Source organism: Nocardia huaxiensis, assembly GCF_013744875.1.
GTDB classification, from domain to species: Bacteria; Actinomycetota; Actinomycetes; order Mycobacteriales; family Mycobacteriaceae; genus Nocardia; species Nocardia huaxiensis.
In genome coordinates this window covers 2,219,474-2,238,533 of the sequence record NZ_CP059399.1, presented here as the reverse complement: position 1 = coordinate 2,238,533, position 19,060 = coordinate 2,219,474, and the positions used below count along the sequence as shown (strand labels likewise).

Sequence of the window (19,060 nt, the reverse complement as noted above, 5' to 3'; positions counted from 1 at the left end):
GGACACGATCGAACGCAATACCCCTGGACACGTTCCGGCTCCGGGCGCGACCGGATCGATACCCACTACACAGCAATCGCACAGGCAATTCGGGCACGCGACACGGGTTGGTGGCGTTGACTGTTAGGTACGCCGGAAGGGCACATCCGGCCATTCGAGTCCGAGGAGGTCGGGCCCATGAGTTCCGCAGCCATCGAGATCGGTCCCACCGAAGTCATGGCCAGGCCCGTGGTGACGCCACTGGCCGAGGTGACGGGGCGCGCGGTGAGCAAGCGGGGGCGGCGCAGCGTCAATGCGGATTCCTATGCCGCGGCGACGAATTCACGGACGGGGCGGACCGCCTTCGCGGTGGCGGACGGGGTCGGTGATCATTTGGCGGCGGCGCGGGCGGCGCGGCTGGTGGCCACGGTCGCGGCGCGAGTGGCCGCGGCCGACGGGGTGCGGGCGGGAATTCTTGCGGCGCAACGGGAACTGCTGCGCGAGCTACCCGAAGCCAATGCCGACTGCGTGGTCGTGGTGGCCGTGCTGCCGATGGCCGGACAGCCCGACGGGCCGTGCGAGGTGGCGTGGATCGGCGACTGCCGCGCCTATCGCTGGAACGGGCGCACGCTCCAGCAGATCACCACCGATCACACTGTGGCCGAATACTTCCGGGCTCGCGGCAAGCAGCCGACGGCGCGGATGGGACATCTGGTCACCACCTCCGCCCGCACCGTGAAGCCGGAGGAAATCGGCTACGCGGCAACAGGTTCGAGTGCCGGACGGTTGCTGCTGTGCAGCGACGGGGCACACAAGCTGCTCGATATCGTCATGATCAAAACCCTGCTGGCGGCCGATGTTCCGGCCGGACCGACCGCCGAGACCCTGGTGGACACCGCCCTGGGTCTCGGCGGCACCGACAATTCGACCGCGTTCGTCGTGGACGCGCGGCGGAGGTCAGTTCGCCGGAGTTAGCTGCTCCGGGAGAAGCTGCGCCAGGCTCGGCGCGACCACACCGAACAGATCACCGATGGTGGTGAGCGCGGCGGTCTGGAGCACCTCGGCCGGGACCGTGCGACCGTCGGGTCCGGGCAGCGGCCGGGTCGCGGTGGCCTCGGCCACGACCGTGGGCCGGAACCCGCGATAGAACGCGCCCTCGGCGGTGAACTGCACACACATGTGGGTCATGAAACCGGCCAGCACCAGGTCCGTCCCGGAACTCAGTGCGCGCAGCGTGGCTTCCAGCGTCGTGTCGTGAAAGCCGTTCGGCACGGTCTTGACCACCACGGGTTCGCCGGGCAGCGGAGCCACCGGATCGCTGATCGCACCGATCTCGGCAGTGATGTCGTAAGGGCTGCCGGGCCCGCCGTCATTGACGATGTGCACGATCGGGCGGCCGAGCGCCCGCGCGGCGGACAGCAGCCCGGCGGCGGCCTCGAGGGCCCGCTCGGCGTCCGGCAGCGCCATGACGCCGGTGCGGTAGGTGTTCTGGAAGTCGATCAGCACCAGGGTGGCGTCGGCCAGCCGCGCGGGCCGGCTGTCGAGTCCGCTCACGGTGCGCAAAGTCGCTGAGGCAGTAGTCATTTCGCTTTCTCCTTGCCGAGGGTGCCTATTTGCCGGTCGGGACCGGCACGACATCCACCTTCGCTCGGACGCGGCCGGCTCGACAGTGGCTCGCGTGCCTACAATCAACGGAATCGGGCCACTTGTTTGCGGGAGGATCGCCGTGGATGTGATCGCGGTTGTCGGATTCGACGGGATCAATCCGTTCCATCTGTCGGTGCCGTGCCTGGTCTTCGGTGAGGAGCAGCCGTCGGCGGAGCTGCCGCCGTGCGAGATCCGGGTGTGCACGCCCGGCGCCGCGCCGATCGTCACGACCGCCGGATTCAGCGTGTCGACGGGATACGGGCTGGAAGAAGTGGCCGGGGCGTCGATGGTGATCGTGCCCAGCTGGCCTGATCCGGAACTACCCGCGCCGGGCGAGATCGTGGACGCGGTGCGGACCGCGCACGCCGGTGGCGCGCGTGTGGTCGGGCTGTGCCTGGGCGCCTTCGTGGTCGCCGACACCGGGCTGCTGGCGGGCCGTCCGGCGGCCACCCACTGGAAATGGGCCGATGTGTTCGCCCGCCGGTTCCCGGACGTGCTGCTGGATCGGGAATCGCTGTATGTCGACGACGGCGATATCGTCACGTCGGCGGGCACCACCGCCGCCATCGACACCTGCCTGCACCTGCTGCGCAGTCAGCACGGCGCCGAACTCGCCAACAGGGTCGCGCGCCGGCTGGTCACCCCGCCGCATCGCGCGGGCGGGCAGGCGCAATTCATCGAACATCCCTTGCCCGCAACGGGATCCAAGCATCCGCTGGCGGAGACCCTGCACTGGGCGATCGAGCGGCTCGGGACGGAGCTGACCGTGGACCGCCTGGCCGAGCACGCGAACATGAGCCGCCGCACCTTCACCCGGCAGTTCCGGAAGACGGTGGGCACCAGCGTGAGCGGCTGGGTCGCCACCCAGCGCATCGTCATGGCGCAGCGCCTGCTGGAGACCGGCGACTGCACCATCGAACGCATTGCCGATCAATGCGGTTTCGGCAGCGCGGTCACCATGCGCGAGCAGTTCGCCCGCGCCCTCGGCACCACACCCTCGGCCTACCGCAGGACTTTCCAGGGACCGTCCGACACACCCGTCCGGGCCGCCGCGGCGGCGATCGGCGCAGGTCCGCCCGCCCTGTAGCCTGACATTCGAGCGCGGCGGCCGCCTGCCGTCGCATCGTGTGAAACCCGATGTAGCACTGGTCGACTCGTCCACTTCGACGAAGGAGAGCCCATGCGCGTGGGATTGATAGGCACCGGCCGCATCGGCGGCAATCTGGCCCGGCTGCTCGTCGCGGGCGGCGACGAGGTCCTGCTGAGCGCGGGCCGGCCGGACGGACCCAAGGCACTCGCCGACGAGCTCGGCGCACACGCCACGGCCACGAGCCCGCTCGACGCCATCGCCGCCGCCGATGTCGTCGTGATCGCGGTGTGGTGGGAGGCGTTCCCGGAGATCGCCCTCGAATACGGGGCGGCACTGCAGGGCAGGATCGTCGTCGATCCCAGCAATCCGCTCACCGAACGCGACGGGCAGATCGTGCGACTGCCGATTCCGGACGGGCTCACCAGTCCGCAGTATCAATTGCGGCGACTCGGGGATGTCCGATTGGTCCGCACCTTTGGGGATCGGCCGGCGGCTGATCTGCTCGCCGACGGGCAGCGCGGGCAGGGCGGTGGCGCGCGCGGGCAGATGCGCTACTGGAGTGACGATCCGCTGGCCGCGGCCACGGTCCTGCCGCTCATTCGCGATGCCGGATTCGAACCGGTCGACGGCGGCGGGCTGGCGCAGTCCAAGAACGCCGGCGAGTAGCGGGCCCACCCAGTGGAACCAAGCAGTTGCTTGGTTCCACTGGGTGCGTTATCAATGGAATCCATGGACGATTTCGCGCACCGATCCGGCGCGGCACTGGTGCTCGGCGCGAGCGGCGGACTGGGCACGGCCGTCACCCGCATGCTCATCGACCGCGGCAGCGCCGTCGGGCTGACCTACTTCCGGTCGCGGGCCGCGATCGAACCACTGCTCGAGTCCGCCTCCGCCGCAGGCCGTCACGCACTGGCCTGGCAACTCGACCTCGCCGACGCGGATCAGACGGCGGCGGTGCTCCAGGACGCGGCCGCCGCACTCGGCGGCATCCACACACTCGTCTACGCCGCGGGGCCGCACGTGCCCATGGTGCATCTGAGCCGGATCACACCTGCCGACTTCCAGCGGCAGCTGACCAATGACGCCACGGCGTTCTTCAATGCCGCCCACGCCGCACTGCCTCATCTGCGCGAGAGCCGCGGCAATATCGTCGCGATCACCACGGCCGCGACCACGCGATTCCCCATCCGCGACGGCTTGTCCAGCGCCCCCAAAGCCGCGGTGGAAGCGCTCATCCGCGCGATCGCGGCCGAGGAGGGCCGGTTCGGCATTCGCGCGAATTGCGTCGGCCCCGGGATGACCACCGACGGCATGGCCGAACGACTGATCAGCACAGGCGAATTGAACGCGGAAGCCCTCGACATCACCCGGCGCAATATTCCACTGCGGCGATTCGGGGATGCCGAGGATATCGCCGAGGCGGTCTGCTTCCTGGCGTCGGATCGCGCGGATTTCATCAGCGGCCAGAAGCTCGATATCGACGGCGGATACGGGGCCTGAGCCCGCCGCCCGCACCCCCCCGGCGCGGGCCTGCTCCGCGCCCGGACACCGCGCCGGCCTTCTCGAACATCTCGATTACGCAGTGAGCACACACTATTCGGCAGGCACGGGTATCGGGTCGGTGGGATACTTCCGCGATATGTTCGATGATCCAGAGCTCTCCGAAGATCCCGAGTTAGCTCAGGCCCGGGTGTTCTTGCGAGAGCTGGAACGGCATATGGCCGGATTGACGCGCCGATTGCAGACCGCGCTGACGTCCGAAGCGCGGCAGTCGATCGATACCGAGCTCACCACCGTGCGCCGGTATGTAGATCGAATTCACCGCAGATTTCCCGGTATTACCGCCAGAGCCGTCTGACGAGTTTCGCGTGCCACTGTTCCGCCGAGCGGACCATGTCGCGCGCCACGCCGTCGAGGTACTCGCTCATGCCCAGCAGCCGCATTCCCGCCGGCGTGCCGATGCCCAGTTCCTCCGCCCCGGCGCGCGCCCGCGCGGCCAGCAGTTCATTGTTCCGCGCACTTGCGAGAGTCGCTCTGTACCAGGCTGATTCGTCGATGAAGTAGCGGTCGCGGCGTGTACCCGGATCACGCTCGCGCCGGATCAGCTCCTGCCCTTCGAGATAGCCGACCGCCGCGGAGACGGTGGCGGGACTGACCCGCAGGTGCCGCACCAGTTCCGCGGCGGTCACGCTGCCGGAGTCGGCGGCGTACAGGCGGGCCAGCACCGCGGCCGGCATCTTGGGAACGCCGGTCCGCGCCAACAGTTCCGCGAACTGCGCGCCGAACTCCGCGACAGCCTCCGGCGAACGACCGTATTCGTCTGCGCCGGAAGCACTTTCGGTCTTCTTCGGCCGCGCTGTCCGGCGCCGGGAGCGCACCACCGTGGCGGCGTGGGCCAGATCCGCGCGATAGCCGCCGGGCCCGCCATTGCGGCCGACCTCCCGGCTGACGGTGGAGGTGGGCCGCCCGAGTTCACGAGCGATCTCCGCGTATCCGAGCCCCTGCGCCAGACCCGCGGCGATGCGCCGACGGTCCTCGGGTGTGAGCCTTCCGCCCGGCATCGGGCAACCTCCCTCGTGCGCGGCGGCGGCGCGGTCCACGCGGTGCGACGCCCCCGAACCTATTGCAACACACGACCTGGCCAATTGCATTAGGCTGCACGGTCATCCATGCCGCGAATACCGTATTCACCTGGCATTGGATCGATTTCGAGGGCCCATGCACATTTTCAACCTTGTGAACGCAACGTAGCGTTCGCCAGAGTTCGAACCGGCACGCCGCGGCGACTAAGCCACACTGCTTAACAGTCCAATCCGGTGAGCTTAACCGGGGCCGAGTGGCGCTATAGTGTCCCCGTGACCAGCCCTGATGCCCGGGAACTCATCCTCCTCGCAGGTGAGCGCACCATTGCCGAACGCGGACCCGATGTCGCCCTGCGCGATATCGCGGTGGCCGCCGGACAGCGCAACAACTCGGCCGTGCACTACCACTTCGGCTCCCGCGACGGACTCATCGCGGCCATCATCGAAAGACACCAGCCCGCACTCGAATCCCGGCGCACCGCCCTGCTCGCCGACCACGAGGCCGCCGGCGCACCGGATTCCGTGGCCGCGCTGCTCGACATGCTGGTGCGCCCGATGTTCGACATCCCCTACGCCGAGGGCTCCACGCACTACGCGCGGTTCCTGGAGCAGACCCGGGCACACCCCGCCGTCAGCGGACCCGATCTGCACGAAAAGCGCTGGCACGCCACGCGAATCCTGGTCGAGCGGCTCTACCGGGCCATGCCCGGCCTCACCCCCAGCATGCGGCGATACCGGATCACCGCCATGAGCACCGTCATGTTCGCCCTGCTCGCGGACTACGAGCGGCAGGAACTCGGCGACGCCGACCGAATCGAGGTGCAGGACAATATCATCGCCATGCTGGTGGGACTGCTGACCGAACCACTGCCCGCCGTCACCGGGGCCTGACGGATTCGGCGGCACCACCGGGCGACCAGGCCGGCGCACCCGCTCCGCCGCCGGGGACGGTGGCGATGGCGACCGGTGGCGCGCCAGGGGCGTCGAAGCGGTAGACGCGGCCACTGAACAGGTCGGTGGTGCAGGCCCGGCCCGCCGCGTCGACGGTGAGCCCCTCCGATGCGCCCGGACAGATCGGCGCCGCCTGCGCGGCGGGTGCGCCCGTGACAATCGAGAGCGCGGTGGCCATGCGTGACAAGGGTTTCGGCGAGCACGGTGTTTCCGTTGAACACGGTGTTTCCGTTGAACACGGTGACTCCGTTCAGAAGCGGCGCGCACCCGCGACCGGCATATTGTCCATCGGGGATTCGATCACGCCGGTCCCGTAGGTCGAGGCGTGAATGATCTTGCCGTCGCCGGCGTAGATGGCGGAATGGCCGCCGCCGTAGAAGGACACCAGATCGCCGGGCTGCAGTTCGTCCAGCTCCACCGGGGTTCCGGAGGCCAGCTGCGAATGGCTCGTGCGCGGCAGCGCCACACCGGCCTGCGCGTAGGACCACTGCACCAGACCCGAGCAGTCGAAGGAGTCCGGGCCGTTGCCGCCGGAGCGGTAGTAGGAACCGAGCCGCGACTTGGCCGCCTCGACCGCGCGCTCGCCCGTGGTGAGCGTGGGCGTCGCCATCGCGGGAGCGGGCGTGGCCGCACTGTCGGTGAGGCCCGGAATTCCGGTGAGCACCGGGAGCGAATTCGGTACGGAGAATTCTCCGAGACCCGCCACCGTGACCGACCGGGATTCCGGGGCCGCCGGAATCGGAGCGGGCGCTGGAGCAGCCGCGACCGTATTCGACGGAATGGGTTCCGGATTCGCCGCAGCCATGACGGTTTCCGGCATCGGGGCGATATCGGCCTCAGCGGGAATCGATGCCATGGTGGCGGTATCGGCCTGGGCCACACCGGGAATCGTCACGGGACGAAATCCGAACATGGCCTCCGCAGCAGGCACGTATTCGTTCGGAATATCGAATTCCCCGATACCGGGTACGGCCACCGGCGTGGCCTCCGCCTCGCCCGCCGTGAACAGCAGCGCCGCACCCACGGCCGCTGCGCTCAGGAAGCCTGTCGCCAGGCCCCGCCACGTGAGGCGAAGGAATCGAACCTTCTGTCTGTCACCGGTTGTCTCCATGATGCGGTCCTCCGATCAAGCCACTGAAAGCTATTCCGGTTTCCGTCCATCAACTCGAACATCTCGGTAGTGCCAGTCGATCCGAAAATGCATAGTTCACGCAAAATGCATGACGTGCAACGAATAACGCCCATGTAATTCATAACGAATTCGTAAACATGTGCGGCCGTGTCCAATTGGACACAGCCCGAAAACGGCTCATTTTTGCGAAACGGCGCACGGAATCCGGGGCGAAAAGAGGTGTGCGTGACAGGATCGAGCGCAGTCGAAAGTGCCCTCCCACATCACCCGGAGGATGTCCATGACCGATTCCATTGCGACACCGGAACTTCCCCGACCGCTCGTCGTCACGCTGGGGAATCTCAAAGGCGGCGTGGGAAAAACCACCTCGGCCTTCTTTCTCGCCTCGTATTTCGCGACCGGGCACGGTCTGCGCGTGCTCGTGATCGACGCCGACCCGCTCAGCCAGACCGGATACTCGTGGTACCGGCGGCTGCAGAAAGCGGAGATCGCGGTGCCGTTCGAACTCATCGCCTTCCCGTCCCGGCACGTGAACGACTGCATCACCGACAATGCCGGGCGCTACGACGTCATCATCGTCGACGCCGGCGGTGAATCGGCCGACATCTTCAAGGCCGCGGTACCGGAGAGCGACGAACTGATCCTGGTGACCAGCGTGAGCCCGTCCGAGGTCAAACGCGTGCCCAGCACCTATCGGGCCGCCGAGGAAGCGGCCACGGAGAACGCCAAGGAGATCCGCGTGCGCGTGCTCATGACCAAGGTTCCGGTCACCATGAAGAACGGCGTCAATGTCTCCACCGAATACCGCACGCAGCGACAGAATCTCGAGGACGCCGGCTACGACGTCTTCGACAATTATGTGAGCGCGTGGAAGTGGTATCGGGAGGCCGCCGACGGCGAGGTCGGCGACGGCGCGGAGAACCCGATCGAGGATCTCGGCGAGTACCGGCAGGTCGGCGACGAACTGCTGCGGCCGTATCTCGCGGGCGCACAGCCGGTTCGGATCCCGGTGGAGGTGAGCGCCTGATGCCTCCGCAACGACGCAAGGGATCCATCGGCGGCGGGACCGCCGCACCCGCCCGCAATCCGCTCGCCGACGAGGCCGAGCACACTCCCCCGGTTTCGCCGCTGCGCGATGCCGAATGGCTGGGCGGCACGTTCGAGGTGCGCAGCGGAACCACCGCATCCCGCGACGGCGCAACCGCATCCCAGACCCGCCCGGCCGAACCCCGCCGCGGCGTCATCGACCTCATCGCGGACGGGCCCGAACCGGGTCGGGCGGAACCGAATTCGAACGTTCTGACCATGCCGCTGCCCACGGCGGGCGACGGGCCGCTCAGCTCCGGCGAGCAGGCGCAGCTCGAGGCGTGCGAATCCTCCATCGATGCCCTGCGGGTCGCGTTCTGGATGGCGGGACGCGCGCTGCAGATCGTGCGGGACGGCCGGCTCTACCGGGCCGACCACGCCAGCTTCGACGACTACGTGGAGAAGCGGTGGGATATGCAGCGGTCGTACGCGCACAAGCTGATTCGCGCCTGGCCGCTGGCGGCGCGGCTGCATCCGCTGGCCCCCTCCATCAACGAGGGGCAGATCCGCGAGCTGCTGCCGGTGGCGGCGGCGCACGGCGAGGACGCGGCCGTCACCGTCTATACCACCCTGGCCGCCGATGTGAAGGTCACCGCGGGCAAGCTGCGCGAGGCCGTGGCGGTGCTGCCCGACCACTTCGACGAGGGTGCGGTCGTGGCGCGGCTACAGGCTTGGCTGCGCGGCGATCTCATCGATGGGAACCAGCGCACGCCCGATCTGTTCAGCACCGTCGAATCACGCCTGGCCGCACTCACCCAGAAGGTCGTGAAAGGCTCGAGCGATGATCCGATCGCGGCGCGTGAATTCGCGGCGAAACTGCGCGACATGGCCGAACTCATCGAGCGGCAGATCCCGGTAACCCCGCGTATGCGGTAAGCGGTAGAACAACCTCACCCACATCCGAGGAAGGGCCCGGCAGCAGCCGGGCCCTTCCCGCAGGCGCACTGGGATATCCCGCCCTCGGAAAAGACTGAACGAGCGCCCTCGAATGGGCGCTCGTTCAGGTCTTTGGATCTGCTGCTATTCGCCGACCGCGCGGCGAGAGCGGTTGCCTGCGGCGCGGTTCCGGGCGGCGCGGGCGGTGGCGGCGTCGAAGAGTTCGAGGTGTTCGAAGGCGGGATCGTCGTCGTCGGGCTCGACCAGCACCGCGCGGCGTAGCTGAGTGCGGGCGGTTTCCAGATCCGGGCGGTCGCGTTCCGCGGCGCGCTCGGCCTGCTCGTCGTCCTCGGCCTGGCGGCGCTTCTTGGACAGTCTCGCGATGCGCTTGCGGCGAATGTCCTCTTCTATCCGGACCTGGCGGCGTAGGTAGGCCAGATAGCCCACCAGGATGACGCCGGTGATGCCGCACAGCCACCAGAAGCGGCCGGACAGCGCCACCCCGGCGCCGCCGAACATGATGGTGCTGAGCAGCAGCGCCAGGACAGCGCGCTGGCGGAAGGTGTAGCGGGCGGCGCGGGCGATGGCGTCGGCCTCGGGGTCGAAGCCACCGCGGCCACGCCGGCTGGGCACGAAATCCTCATCCTCGGAATCGGATTCGTCATCCTCGGGTTCCGGTTCCGGGGCGCGCAGGGCCGGCATGCGGGTGCGTTGCGGGGCGTCGGAGCGGGCGGGCTGCTCGTCGTCGGACCCGGAATCCCCGCGCGTGGAGCAGGTGCGCACCGAGACGAGCTCGTCGTCGGAATCTGCGGTGTCGGCACGAGTGCCGGGATTCGCCACTTGATCATCGTATTCGGCATCGTCGGCGAAATCGGCCGCTTCGGGTGCGGATTCCTCGTCGTGCCGGTCGTCGTCGACGGCCTCCGACTCGGATTCGGCTGTCTCGGGCTCGAATTCGTCCTCGTCGCGCTCGCCGGTGGGCGAATCCGCTTCGAGCTCCGCCGCATCGGCGCGGTCGGTGTCGTGTTCGCTGGTGGTCTCGAAATCCTCGTCGTCCGATGCGGTGGTAGCGCTCTCGTCCGATCTGGTCATCCGATCCTCCGGATCATCGCTGTGGTGATGCTTCCTGCGAACCGGCACGTAGTCCGGATCGGTGTCGTGTCCGGTGGCCGGACCTTTCCTGGTGCGCGGCTTGGCATCCCCGCGGTGCAGCACCCGGGTCGACAGCGCGGCGTCGGTGTGCTGACGGATGCGCGGGTGCCGGTCGGCCAGCATCGGGAAGAGCACGAACAGCCAGAGCACGACCAGCCCGATCCACAAGATCGAATTCGGCATCGTGCTCGCACCTCCGTCCCCGCGTAGCCGTAGTCCCTTCGACGTGCACCGAAGCGCCTCCGGTGGAGCACGGACGCACCACCGACGTCCGTAGGCTAGTTCGCCGTCTCAGGAATCATCGTGAGGCGCGCCGATCACATACGCCACATACGTAACAACGAACGACCGTCGCGGGGAGTTCCGGTCACGGCAGGGCGGCGCGTCCCGCGCGAATCAGCTTGTCCACCACCGTGCCCGAGATCTCCTCGACTGTCATGCCGACCAGCAGATGATCCCGCCATTGGCCGTCGACATCGAGATACTTCTTGAGCAGGCCCTCTTCCCGGAAGCCCACATTGCGCAGAACCGCCTGGCTGGCAAGGTTTTCCGGGCGCACGGTGGCCTCCACGCGGTGCAGGCCCACCTCGCCGAAGCAGTGGTCCAGTCCCATGGCCAGCGCCGCCGTCGCGACGCCCTGGCCGCCGACCTCCTTGGACACCCAGTAGCCGATCCAGGCCGACCGCAGCGCGCCGCGCACGATATTGCCCACCGTGAGCTGACCACTGAACTGCCCGTCCACCTCGATGACGAGGGGAATCATGGCACCCCGCCGGGCCTCGGCCTTCAGCGACGACCACAGCGACGGCCAGTTGGAGGCGTGATTGCGCGCCTCCCACGCCCCACGCCCGGTCGGCTCCCACGGCTCCAGATGATCGCGGTCGCGGGTGCGAATCCGGCTCCACGCGGCCGCATCCCGCAATCGGATGGGTCGCAACGTCACCTGTCCGGCCGCCACCCGCACCGGACCCAGATGAGCGGGCCAGCCCGGGTGCTGAGCGGCCCGGAAGACGTTCATGTCCACGCCTCACCCACGCTGCGCGAGAAACGCGACCCGAACCTCGTCACCCGTGCGCACCTCGGTGACATCCGGATCGACCACGATGAGACTGTTGGCCTCGGCCATGGTGGCCAGCAGGTGCGAGGACGCACCGTTCGGACCGCCCAGCGGCTGCACCAGATAGTCGCCGGTCTGCTCGTCGCGCATGAGCTGCGCGCGCAGATAACCCCGGCGACCCGGAATCGAGGCGATGGGCAGGATGGTGCGCGCCCGCACGATCCGCCGCATGGGATGCCTTCTGCCCAGGGCGATGCGGATGAGCGGTCGCACCATCACCTCGAAACAGACAAGGGCCCCAACGGGATTCGAGGGCAGCAGGAAGGTCGGCACCTCGTCGCGGCCGAGCAGGCCGAAACCCTGCACCGAACCCGGATGCATGGCGACGCGGGCGATCTCGAGTTCGCCGAGCCCCTCGAGGGCCTCGCGCACCTGCTCGGACGCCCAGCCGCCGACCGCACCCGCGATCACCACGACCTCCGAGCGCACCAGCTGACCCTCGACCACATCGCGCAGGCGTTTGGGATCCATGCTGACGATGCCGACCCGATTCACATCCGCGCCCGCATCGCGCGCGGCCGCGGCCAGCGCGTAGGAGTTCACGTCGTACACCTGGCCCGGACCGGGCGTGCGATCGATGTCGACGAGTTCGCCGCCGACCGACAGCACCGACAGCCGGGGACGCGGATGCACCAGCACCTTGTCGCGGCCGACCGCCGCCAGCAGCCCCACCTGCGCGGGACCGATGATGGTGCCCGCGCGCACGGCCAGATCACCCGGCTGCACGTCGTCGCCGATGCGGCGCACGTAGTCCCCGGATCGCACCGGCTCGTACACCTTCACCCGGGCGCGCCCGCCGTCGGTGAAGTCCAGCGGCAGCACGGCATCCGCGAGCGTCGGCAGCGGCGCGCCGGTGTCGACGCGCACGGTCTGCCTGGGCTGCAAGCGGATCGGCTGCCGGGATCCGGCCGCCACCTCCCCCACCACCGGCAGGGTGAGATCGACCGGTTCGCCGTCCTCGTCGCGGATATCGGCGCCCGCGCCCGACACGTCCACGCTGCGTACCGCGTAGCCGTCGATGGCCGCCTGGTCGAAACCCGGCAGCGGGCGCTCGGTCACCACATCCTCGGCACACAGCAAACCCTGGGCCTCCGAGATAGCGACCCGGACCGGACGTGGCGCGACGGCCGCCGCGGTCACCTTGATCTGCTGATCCTCAACCGAGCGCATTCCGCCCTTCCATGATCTCGCGCACTACCCACTCAGCTACGGCCGCACCGTTATTCGGGCGAGGTGAGCTGCGGGTTCCAGCCCGGGCCGAGTCGCTGCTCCAGCCACTCGCGCAGGGCGGGACCGTATTCCTCTCGCTCCAGGGCGAAATCGACCGCAGCTCGAAGATAGCCGCCCGGATTGCCCAGATCGTGCCGCGACCCACGGTGGACCACCACGTGTACCGGGTGTCCTTCCGAAATCAGCAGGGCGATGGCGTCGGTCAGCTGCAGTTCGCCGCCGGCGCCCGGGGTGATGCGGCGCAGGGCGTCGAAGATGGCGCGGTCCAGCAGGTATCGGCCGGCGGCCGCGTAGGTGGAGGGGGCGTCGGCCAGGGCGGGCTTCTCCACCATGCCGTTGACCTTCAGCACATCGCTGGACGCGCCGGGCAGGGTTTCGACGTCGAACACGCCGTACGCGCTGACCTGGTCTTTGGGCACGTCGATGGCGCACAGCACCGAACCGCCGTAGGTGTCACGGACTTTCGCCATGACGGCGAGCACGCCCGAGGGCAGCACCAGGTCGTCGGGGAGCAGCACCGCGACGGCGGTCTCGTCGTCGTCGAGCACCGATTCCGCCTGCGCCACCGCGTGTCCCAGGCCGAGCGGCTCCTCCTGCACCACCGAGGTGACGTCGAGCAGGCCGGGGGCCTTGCGGACCTTCTCCAGCAGATGGAACTTGCCGCGCTCGGCGAGAGTGCTCTCCAGCACCAGGTCCTCGACGAAATGCGCGACGACACCGTCTTTTCCGGGGGAGGTCACGATGACAAGGCGGTTGGCGCCGGAATCCGCGGCCTCGGCGGCGACCAATTCGATGCCCGGGGTGTCGACCACCGGGAGCAGCTCCTTGGGCACCGTCTTGGTCGCGGGCAGGAACCTCGTGCCGAGCCCCGCCGCGGGTACTACCGCGGTGCGGAAGCACGACGCGGCTCCGCCGCCATTAGCTGTCATGAACTTCACCCTATCCAGTCGTCTGTGTGCCGGGGCGTCCTTCATCTCCGCCTCGGCATCCCCGAGAGCCTAAATGGCACTCCCGCCTCTCCGCGCCTTTTGCGGGCGGCCGAGAGCCGTTACCCGTATCGCACCCGTGCCGCCGGTGTAGGTGCCGAACCTATTGTGGACGTCCCCGGCGAGTTACCCGGACCTCACGAAATCAGTAGTCACGTCCCATGGGACATGGCATGTCGCGGCGAAGCAAACGGAGCAGAGTGCGATACCGCACACAGTGTGCGCAGGTGGGCAGGCAAATCCGTACGTATCAGACAATTCCCAGCCAGCGGACCGGCAAACCGTGCAAACCGCCACAACGATGCGAGCGACAGGCGGGCGCGGCGGGACACCTATCGTGAGGAGGTGAACGACGGCGACGCCTGGGACGAGGACGCCCGGGGCATGGATGCCTGGGACAAGCGAGCGTGGCGGGAGGCGGTCCTCGCGCGGCGCAAGACCGTGACCGCAGACGAGCGCGAGCGGGAGGCGGACGCGCTGGCGGCCGGGGTCGCGCGGCTCGCGGCCCCCGGCGGGCCGCTCGGGACGCTCGCATGGGTGTGCGCGTACGTGCCGGTCGGCGGCGAACCGGGATCCCTGGACATGCTGGACGCACTGCGCGCGGGTGGCGTCCGGGTGCTGCTGCCGGTGACCGGGGAACCGGGGCCGCTCGAATGGGCCGAGTACACCGGACCGGAAGCCTTGCGACGCGGCCGATTCGGATTGCGGGAGCCTTCCGGGGCTCCGATCGCCAATGCGCTGGGTAAAGCCGACGCCCTCCTGATTCCCGCGCTGGCGGTCGATCGGCGCGGCGTGCGATTGGGCCGTGGAGCGGGTTATTACGACCGGAGTTTGGCCGCCTGCCGCACCGATGCGCGGTTGATCGCGGTGGTGCGGGACGATGAACTCGTCGGCCATTTGCCGGAGGAGCCGCACGACCATCGAATGGGATGGGCGCTGACGCCCTTCGGCGGGTTGCTGGCGCTGGACGAACAAGCCGGGAATTGACACCCGATTGGCAGCGTTGGCACTGTGAGCTGTAGAGTGCTAATTCGACGAAGACTGTGGAGGTTTCCCGATGCCTACTTACTCGTATGCGTGCACCGAGTGCGACAACAAGTTCGACATCGTGCAGTCCTTCTCCGATGACGCGCTGACCGTCTGCCCCGCATGCAACGGCAAGCTGCGCAAGCTGTTCAACTCGGTCGGCATCGTCTTCAAGGGCAGCGGGTTCTACCGCACCGACTCGCGCAACGGGTCCACCTCCAGCGAGGCGGCGAAGCCTTCGTCCTCCTCGGACAGCAGCTCGTCCACCTCGACCGCGTCGAGCACCTCCACCTCGACCGCCTCCAGCACCCCCAGCAGCACCTCCGCCGCCTGAGGCAGCGCGCCTTCGGCGCGAAAGAGGGAGGAATTTGGGGGCGTTGCCCCCAAACCCCATTTCAGGACACGCGGCCTCAACAGGGCGAAAACCGTTCTTCCACAGGGTTTTTCGCTATCCACAGGCCGTCCGGTTCGGGCGGTTTTTTGGGCGCTGTGAACGCATGGCGGTCGTAGGCTGCGCGCATGATCGGATTGCGAGAGCATTTTTCGCGGGTGCGGCCGGTGTGGGCGGACAGTGTGCTGGTGCGCCGGGTCGCGGCCGTCGGGTTGTGCGTGGTCGCGGGGGTTGTCGCGGTGCGCGGGGATCCGGCCGATCGGCAGCGGGAAGTGCTTGTCGCCGCAAGGGATTTGGCGCCCGGTCACGTTGTGAGCCATGACGATCTGCGGGTGGTTGCGCGCGAAGCGGGGACGCTGCCCGGCGGGGCGGTCGGGGACGCCGGATCCTTGGTCGGCGGGACGCTGACCAGCGCTGTCGGGGCGGGGGAAGTAATGACCGAGCTGCGGATTGTGGGGCCGCGGCTGGCCGCGGTCTCGGTGGGGAGCGCGGACGCACGCATTGTGCCGATTCGCTTGGCGGACAACGCTATTGCAGATATTTTGCGCGGCGGTGATCGGGTCGATGTGGTGGCGGGGGCCGAGGAGGGGCGCGCGGCGCGACTACTGGCCGGGGATGCCGTGGTCGTGTCGGTCTCCGGGACGAACGGCACTCGGGGACACGACGAGCGGGTTGTGCTGGTTGCCCTGGATTCGCGGCGGGCCATGACCGTCGCGGCGGCCTCCCTGCACAGCGCGCTGACCGTCACCTTTCACTGAGGGCGCGGTGGGTCCATCCATGCTGGTGTTCGCGGCGCGCTGGCGGTGCGACGAGATGCGGGGGAATTCCATCGTCGAGAAATACGATCGAGACGGTGATGATAGCGAACAAGTAGCTCCCCCGATCCCGCACGACCGAAGGAGTTTCGGCAATGCTCAAGGGTTTCAAGGATTTCCTGCTTCGCGGCAATGTGGTCGATCTGGCGGTCGCCGTGGTCATCGGCACGGCTTTCGTGGCCATCGTGACCGCCTTCAGCAATGGCGTCATCAATCCGCTGCTGGCCGTCTTCGGCGGCACCAATGAGCTCGGCCTGGGCTTCCAGCTGGTGGCCGACAAGCCGGCGACCTTCGTGGCCATCGGCCCGATCATCACCGCGGCCCTCAACTTCGTCATCATCGCCGCGCTGCTGTACTTCATCGTGGTGCTGCCCGCCACGCACGCCAAGAAGCGCTGGGGCGCCGCCGACGACTCCCTCACCGACAACGATCTGCTGCACCAGATCCGCGACCTGCTCGCCGAAAGCCGCAACGGCGGCAATGGATCCGGCGGCGGCCGCCACGAAATCTGAAGCCGCACACAAAGAAACGGGCCCAGCGCGAAAAGCGCTGGGCCCGTTGCCTTTACCGAGTGGCGTCGATCAGCCGAGCGAGAAGGGCTGGCCCCACAGGGTGATCCAGCTCATCACATTGTCGGTCTCGACCTGCACCTGCACGAAGGCCCGCGCCTGGGCGTAACCGCCACAGCCGCTCAGGCCGATGGTGCTGTCGGCCCAGGTGACCGAGCCGTGCGAGCCCTTGAACTTGTTCTTGCCGGTGTGGTCCTCGTTGCCGAAGTCGTCCGCGGCCTCGAGGTCCAGCAGGTAGAACGCGCGAGCCTGGCCGGGGCCGAGGCTCAGGCTGCCGCCGACGGTGCCGCCGCCGGAGGCGTTGCCCTCCCAGTCGCTGCCGGCCTCGACACCGACCTCGGTGCCGCCGCCGTCGATATTGACCTGGCAACCCACGACATAACCCGGACGGATCTTGCCGCCCACATCGCCATTGGCGCCGGACAGCTCGACCTGCGCGGAACCGGAGACCCACGCATTGCGGTGCACCGGAGTGGAACCCATGGACGGGCTGATGACGGCCGACTCGCCGACCAGCTTGACGGTCACCACGGTGCCGTCGGTCAGGGTCTTGGTGATGGTGCCGCCCGGCAGCGGCACGAAGGTGTCGGCGTTGGCGGCGCCGGTGGAAAACAGGCCGAGAGCGGCGGCGGTGACGGCACCCACACCGGCCACCCGCGCCATGGTCTTACGGATGTTCATTCTTTTGTTCCCTCAGGGTTCGAATTCGCTTGCGCGAGAAGATTTTTAACGGTCCGTACCACGTCAGCCGATGCTGAAGGGCATGCCGTAGAGGGTGGTCTTCGAGTAGTGGTCGCCGATGATCTCGACGACGGTGTACGCGCGCGCCTGCGCGTAACCGGCGCAACCCTGGATCTGGATTTCGGCGTCCATGTACTCGACCGAGTAGGTGCCCGCCTTCTTGATGTCCTTGCCCTGGATCTCGACCCAGCCGACCTCGCCGGGGCCGAGGTTCAGACCGAGGCCGCCGCTGACACTGAAGCCGTCGGTGCTGATGCCGCCGCCGACGCTGGCGCCGATGGCGTCATCGGCGATCGACACCTGGCAGCCGACGATGTAGCCGGTGCTGATGCGGGACGTGCCGTGGGTGGAGGAGTTGTTGGTGCCCTCCCAGTTCCGGGGACCGTTCCAGGGGCCGACTTCGCCCTCGGGGGTCTCGGTGACATCGGCACTCACGGTGCCGTTGACCCAGACGGTACGACCTGCGCCATTCGCGGCGAGCGACGGCGAAATGATCGCGCGCTCACCCGTGCGGGTGATGGTCACGGTCCCGCTGGGAGACACCTTCTGGCCGTCCGGCAACGGCACGAAGGTATCGGCATTAGCAGCACCAGTCGAAAAAAGGCCCATGGCCACGGCCGCCGCCGCACCGATGCCCGCAAAACGGGCACCGCGACGAAGACCGTTGGTGCGGTTCTCGCTCATACTTCCCCTCATCAGGTTTCTTGCGGTCAGCCTCGACCACCGAGGCTGAAAAGGGGTCCTGGCGAACCCCGGGTAAGTTTGTCGCCACATTGTTGCCGCTGTGTTACTGCTAACAAATTCTTTATATGTAGCGACGCAGGGCACTTTACATCACAGGTGTGACTCGCGAGGCGTGAGAGAAGATAGAACCTGAACAAGTGATTGCTGCCCGGACTTATGCCCGAGCTGCTATGAATACGCACGGCTTGCAACGGGATACACAAAAGGCCCGGTGCGAATCGCACCGGGCCCGTTGCTGTTCCGAGGAACGGAAGAAGAATCAGCCGAGGCTGAAGGGCTGACCCCACAGGGTGACGTCGGAGATGACATTGTCGGTCTCGACCTTGACGATCACGAAGGACCGCGCCTGCGCGTAGCCGGCGCAGCCGTTCAGCCCGATGGTCTCGTCGGCCCAGGTGACCGAACCGCTGGAGCCCTTGAACTTGTTGCGGGCGTTGTGCGATTCGTTGCCGTAGTCGTCGGCCTCCTCCAGATCGAGGATGTAGAACGCCTTGGACTGACCGGGGCCGAGAGTCAGGTTGCCGCCGACATTGCCCTTCGCGGAACCGATGCTGCTGGCGCCCCAGTCGGCGCCGGCCTCGGCGCCACCGGAGGCGCCGCCACCGGAGACGTTGACCTGGCAGCCCACCACGTAACCCGGGTAGATCTTGCCGCCGACGGTGCTGTTGTTGCCGGAGATGTCGACCTGCGCCGAACCGGAAACCCACGCATTGCGGTGCAGCGGAGTCGATCCCATGGACGGGTTGATATTGGCGGATTCGCCGACCATGCGCACGGTCACCACGGTGCCGTCGGACAGGGTCTTGGTGATGGCGCCGCCGGGCAGCGGCACGAAGGTGTCGGCGTTGGCGGCGCCGGTGGAGAACAGGCCGATGGCGGCGGTGGCGGCAAGCCCGACACCGGCCACGCGGGCCGCAGTGTTGCGGATGCTCATGTTGAATTCCCT

At 67.9% G+C, this 19,060-nt stretch carries 22 protein-coding genes and 1 pseudogene; 12 read left to right on the top strand and 11 right to left on the bottom strand.

All coding sequences use genetic code 11. From position 1 onward, the window contains the following. Positions 1–177 precede the first annotated feature (177 nt). Complete coding sequence (locus H0264_RS09890) at positions 178–954, top strand: PP2C family protein-serine/threonine phosphatase (RefSeq protein WP_220139960.1); 777 nt, start codon at positions 178–180, stop codon at positions 952–954. Here H0264_RS09890 and H0264_RS09885 read toward each other — a convergent pair. Further along, complete coding sequence (locus H0264_RS09885; RefSeq protein WP_181583686.1) at positions 937–1,563, bottom strand: cysteine hydrolase family protein; 627 nt, start codon at positions 1,561–1,563, stop codon at positions 937–939. The two genes, H0264_RS09890 and H0264_RS09885, sit on opposite strands and share 18 nt — an antisense overlap. Before the next feature lie 142 nt (positions 1,564–1,705). Here H0264_RS09885 and H0264_RS09880 point away from each other — a divergent pair, with 142 nt between their 5' ends. The 4 genes from H0264_RS09880 to H0264_RS09865 all read left to right on the top strand — a co-directional run bounded on the left by H0264_RS09880 (position 1,706) and on the right by H0264_RS09865 (position 4,574). Continuing rightward, positions 1,706–2,713 (top strand): GlxA family transcriptional regulator, encoded by a 1,008-nt coding sequence (locus H0264_RS09880; protein ID WP_244976147.1) that lies wholly within the window; start codon positions 1,706–1,708, stop codon positions 2,711–2,713. Between the two features lie 93 nt (positions 2,714–2,806). After that, positions 2,807–3,382 (top strand): NADPH-dependent F420 reductase, encoded by a 576-nt coding sequence (locus H0264_RS09875; protein ID WP_181583685.1) that lies wholly within the window; start codon positions 2,807–2,809, stop codon positions 3,380–3,382. A gap of 63 nt (positions 3,383–3,445) precedes the next feature. Further along, the gene (locus tag H0264_RS09870) at positions 3,446–4,216 is read left to right on the top strand and encodes an SDR family NAD(P)-dependent oxidoreductase (protein WP_181585411.1); all 771 of its coding nucleotides are present in this window, start codon (positions 3,446–3,448) and stop codon (positions 4,214–4,216) included. Positions 4,217–4,298: 82 nt separating this feature from the next. Further along, positions 4,299–4,574, top strand: a complete 276-nt coding sequence (locus H0264_RS09865; protein WP_181583684.1) for a hypothetical protein — start codon at positions 4,299–4,301, stop codon at positions 4,572–4,574. On the opposite strand, the gene H0264_RS09860 is transcribed toward H0264_RS09865, so the two are convergent. Beyond that, entirely contained in the window at positions 4,555–5,277 is a 723-nt protein-coding gene (locus H0264_RS09860; protein ID WP_181583683.1) for a GbsR/MarR family transcriptional regulator, read from the bottom strand. The genes H0264_RS09865 and H0264_RS09860 overlap by 20 nt on opposite strands. Before the next feature lie 294 nt (positions 5,278–5,571). Between H0264_RS09860 and H0264_RS09855 the strand changes: the two genes are divergently transcribed. Beyond that, positions 5,572–6,189, top strand: a complete 618-nt coding sequence (locus H0264_RS09855) for a TetR family transcriptional regulator (RefSeq protein ID WP_181583682.1) — start codon at positions 5,572–5,574, stop codon at positions 6,187–6,189. A gap of 13 nt (positions 6,190–6,202) precedes the next feature. On the opposite strand, the pseudogene H0264_RS09850 reads toward H0264_RS09855, so the two are convergent. Then, positions 6,203–6,427 (bottom strand): annotated as a pseudogene (locus H0264_RS09850) (SMP-30/gluconolactonase/LRE family protein); the annotation flags it as partial. A 72-nt stretch (positions 6,428–6,499) separates the two neighbouring features. Further along, positions 6,500–7,360 (bottom strand): C40 family peptidase, encoded by an 861-nt coding sequence (locus H0264_RS09845; protein WP_231083264.1) that lies wholly within the window; start codon positions 7,358–7,360, stop codon positions 6,500–6,502. 301 nt (positions 7,361–7,661) lie between these two features. Here H0264_RS09845 and H0264_RS09840 point away from each other — a divergent pair, with 301 nt between their 5' ends. Together H0264_RS09840 and H0264_RS09835 are read left to right on the top strand one after the other, a co-directional pair. After that, positions 7,662–8,408, top strand: coding sequence for a ParA family protein (locus H0264_RS09840; RefSeq protein ID WP_420832051.1), 747 nt, complete (start codon positions 7,662–7,664; stop codon positions 8,406–8,408). Then, a complete protein-coding gene (locus H0264_RS09835; RefSeq protein ID WP_181583680.1) occupies positions 8,408–9,343 on the top strand; it encodes a hypothetical protein in 936 nt (311 codons plus the stop codon). The genes H0264_RS09840 and H0264_RS09835 overlap by 1 nt, the downstream gene beginning before the upstream one ends. 144 nt (positions 9,344–9,487) lie before the next feature. Here the strand turns inward: H0264_RS09835 and sepX are convergent, their stop codons facing one another. The 4 genes from sepX to H0264_RS09815 all read right to left on the bottom strand — a co-directional run bounded on the left by sepX (position 9,488) and on the right by H0264_RS09815 (position 13,771). Then, positions 9,488–10,678 carry a divisome protein SepX/GlpR gene (gene sepX / locus H0264_RS09830; protein ID WP_181583679.1) on the bottom strand — a complete coding sequence of 397 codons (1,191 nt, stop codon included), beginning with the start codon at positions 10,676–10,678 and terminating at the stop codon, positions 9,488–9,490. A gap of 184 nt (positions 10,679–10,862) precedes the next feature. Further along, on the bottom strand, positions 10,863–11,513 hold the full coding sequence (locus H0264_RS09825) for a GNAT family N-acetyltransferase (RefSeq protein ID WP_181583678.1): 651 nt from the start codon (positions 11,511–11,513) through the stop codon (positions 10,863–10,865). Positions 11,514–11,522: 9 nt separating this feature from the next. Next, positions 11,523–12,782: a molybdotransferase-like divisome protein Glp gene (gene glp, locus H0264_RS09820; RefSeq protein ID WP_181583677.1), complete on the bottom strand. Its 1,260-nt coding sequence runs from the start codon at positions 12,780–12,782 to the stop codon at positions 11,523–11,525. 50 nt (positions 12,783–12,832) lie between these two features. Beyond that, positions 12,833–13,771, bottom strand: a complete 939-nt coding sequence (locus H0264_RS09815; RefSeq protein ID WP_181583676.1) for a UTP--glucose-1-phosphate uridylyltransferase — start codon at positions 13,769–13,771, stop codon at positions 12,833–12,835. A 441-nt stretch (positions 13,772–14,212) separates the two neighbouring features. Here H0264_RS09815 and H0264_RS09810 point away from each other — a divergent pair, with 441 nt between their 5' ends. The 4 genes from H0264_RS09810 (at position 14,213) to mscL (ending at position 16,572) form a co-directional block, all read left to right on the top strand. Continuing rightward, positions 14,213–14,815, top strand: coding sequence for a 5-formyltetrahydrofolate cyclo-ligase (locus H0264_RS09810; RefSeq protein WP_181585409.1), 603 nt, complete (start codon positions 14,213–14,215; stop codon positions 14,813–14,815). Between the two features lie 70 nt (positions 14,816–14,885). Then, positions 14,886–15,188 (top strand): FmdB family zinc ribbon protein, encoded by a 303-nt coding sequence (locus tag H0264_RS09805; RefSeq protein WP_181583675.1) that lies wholly within the window; start codon positions 14,886–14,888, stop codon positions 15,186–15,188. Between the two features lie 185 nt (positions 15,189–15,373). Then, a complete protein-coding gene (locus H0264_RS09800; RefSeq protein ID WP_181583674.1) occupies positions 15,374–16,003 on the top strand; it encodes an SAF domain-containing protein in 630 nt (209 codons plus the stop codon). Positions 16,004–16,155: 152 nt separating this feature from the next. Beyond that, positions 16,156–16,572 carry a large conductance mechanosensitive channel protein MscL gene (gene mscL, locus H0264_RS09795; protein ID WP_181583673.1) on the top strand — a complete coding sequence of 139 codons (417 nt, stop codon included), beginning with the start codon at positions 16,156–16,158 and terminating at the stop codon, positions 16,570–16,572. Between the two features lie 69 nt (positions 16,573–16,641). Here the strand turns inward: mscL and H0264_RS09790 are convergent, their stop codons facing one another. The 3 genes from H0264_RS09790 to H0264_RS09780 all read right to left on the bottom strand — a co-directional run bounded on the left by H0264_RS09790 (position 16,642) and on the right by H0264_RS09780 (position 19,048). Beyond that, entirely contained in the window at positions 16,642–17,310 is a 669-nt protein-coding gene (locus H0264_RS09790) for an MspA family porin (protein ID WP_181583672.1), read from the bottom strand. Between the two features lie 63 nt (positions 17,311–17,373). Next, positions 17,374–18,054, bottom strand: coding sequence for an MspA family porin (locus H0264_RS09785; protein ID WP_181583671.1), 681 nt, complete (start codon positions 18,052–18,054; stop codon positions 17,374–17,376). A gap of 319 nt (positions 18,055–18,373) precedes the next feature. Next, on the bottom strand, positions 18,374–19,048 hold the full coding sequence (locus tag H0264_RS09780; protein WP_181583670.1) for an MspA family porin: 675 nt from the start codon (positions 19,046–19,048) through the stop codon (positions 18,374–18,376). Positions 19,049–19,060 lie beyond the last annotated feature (12 nt).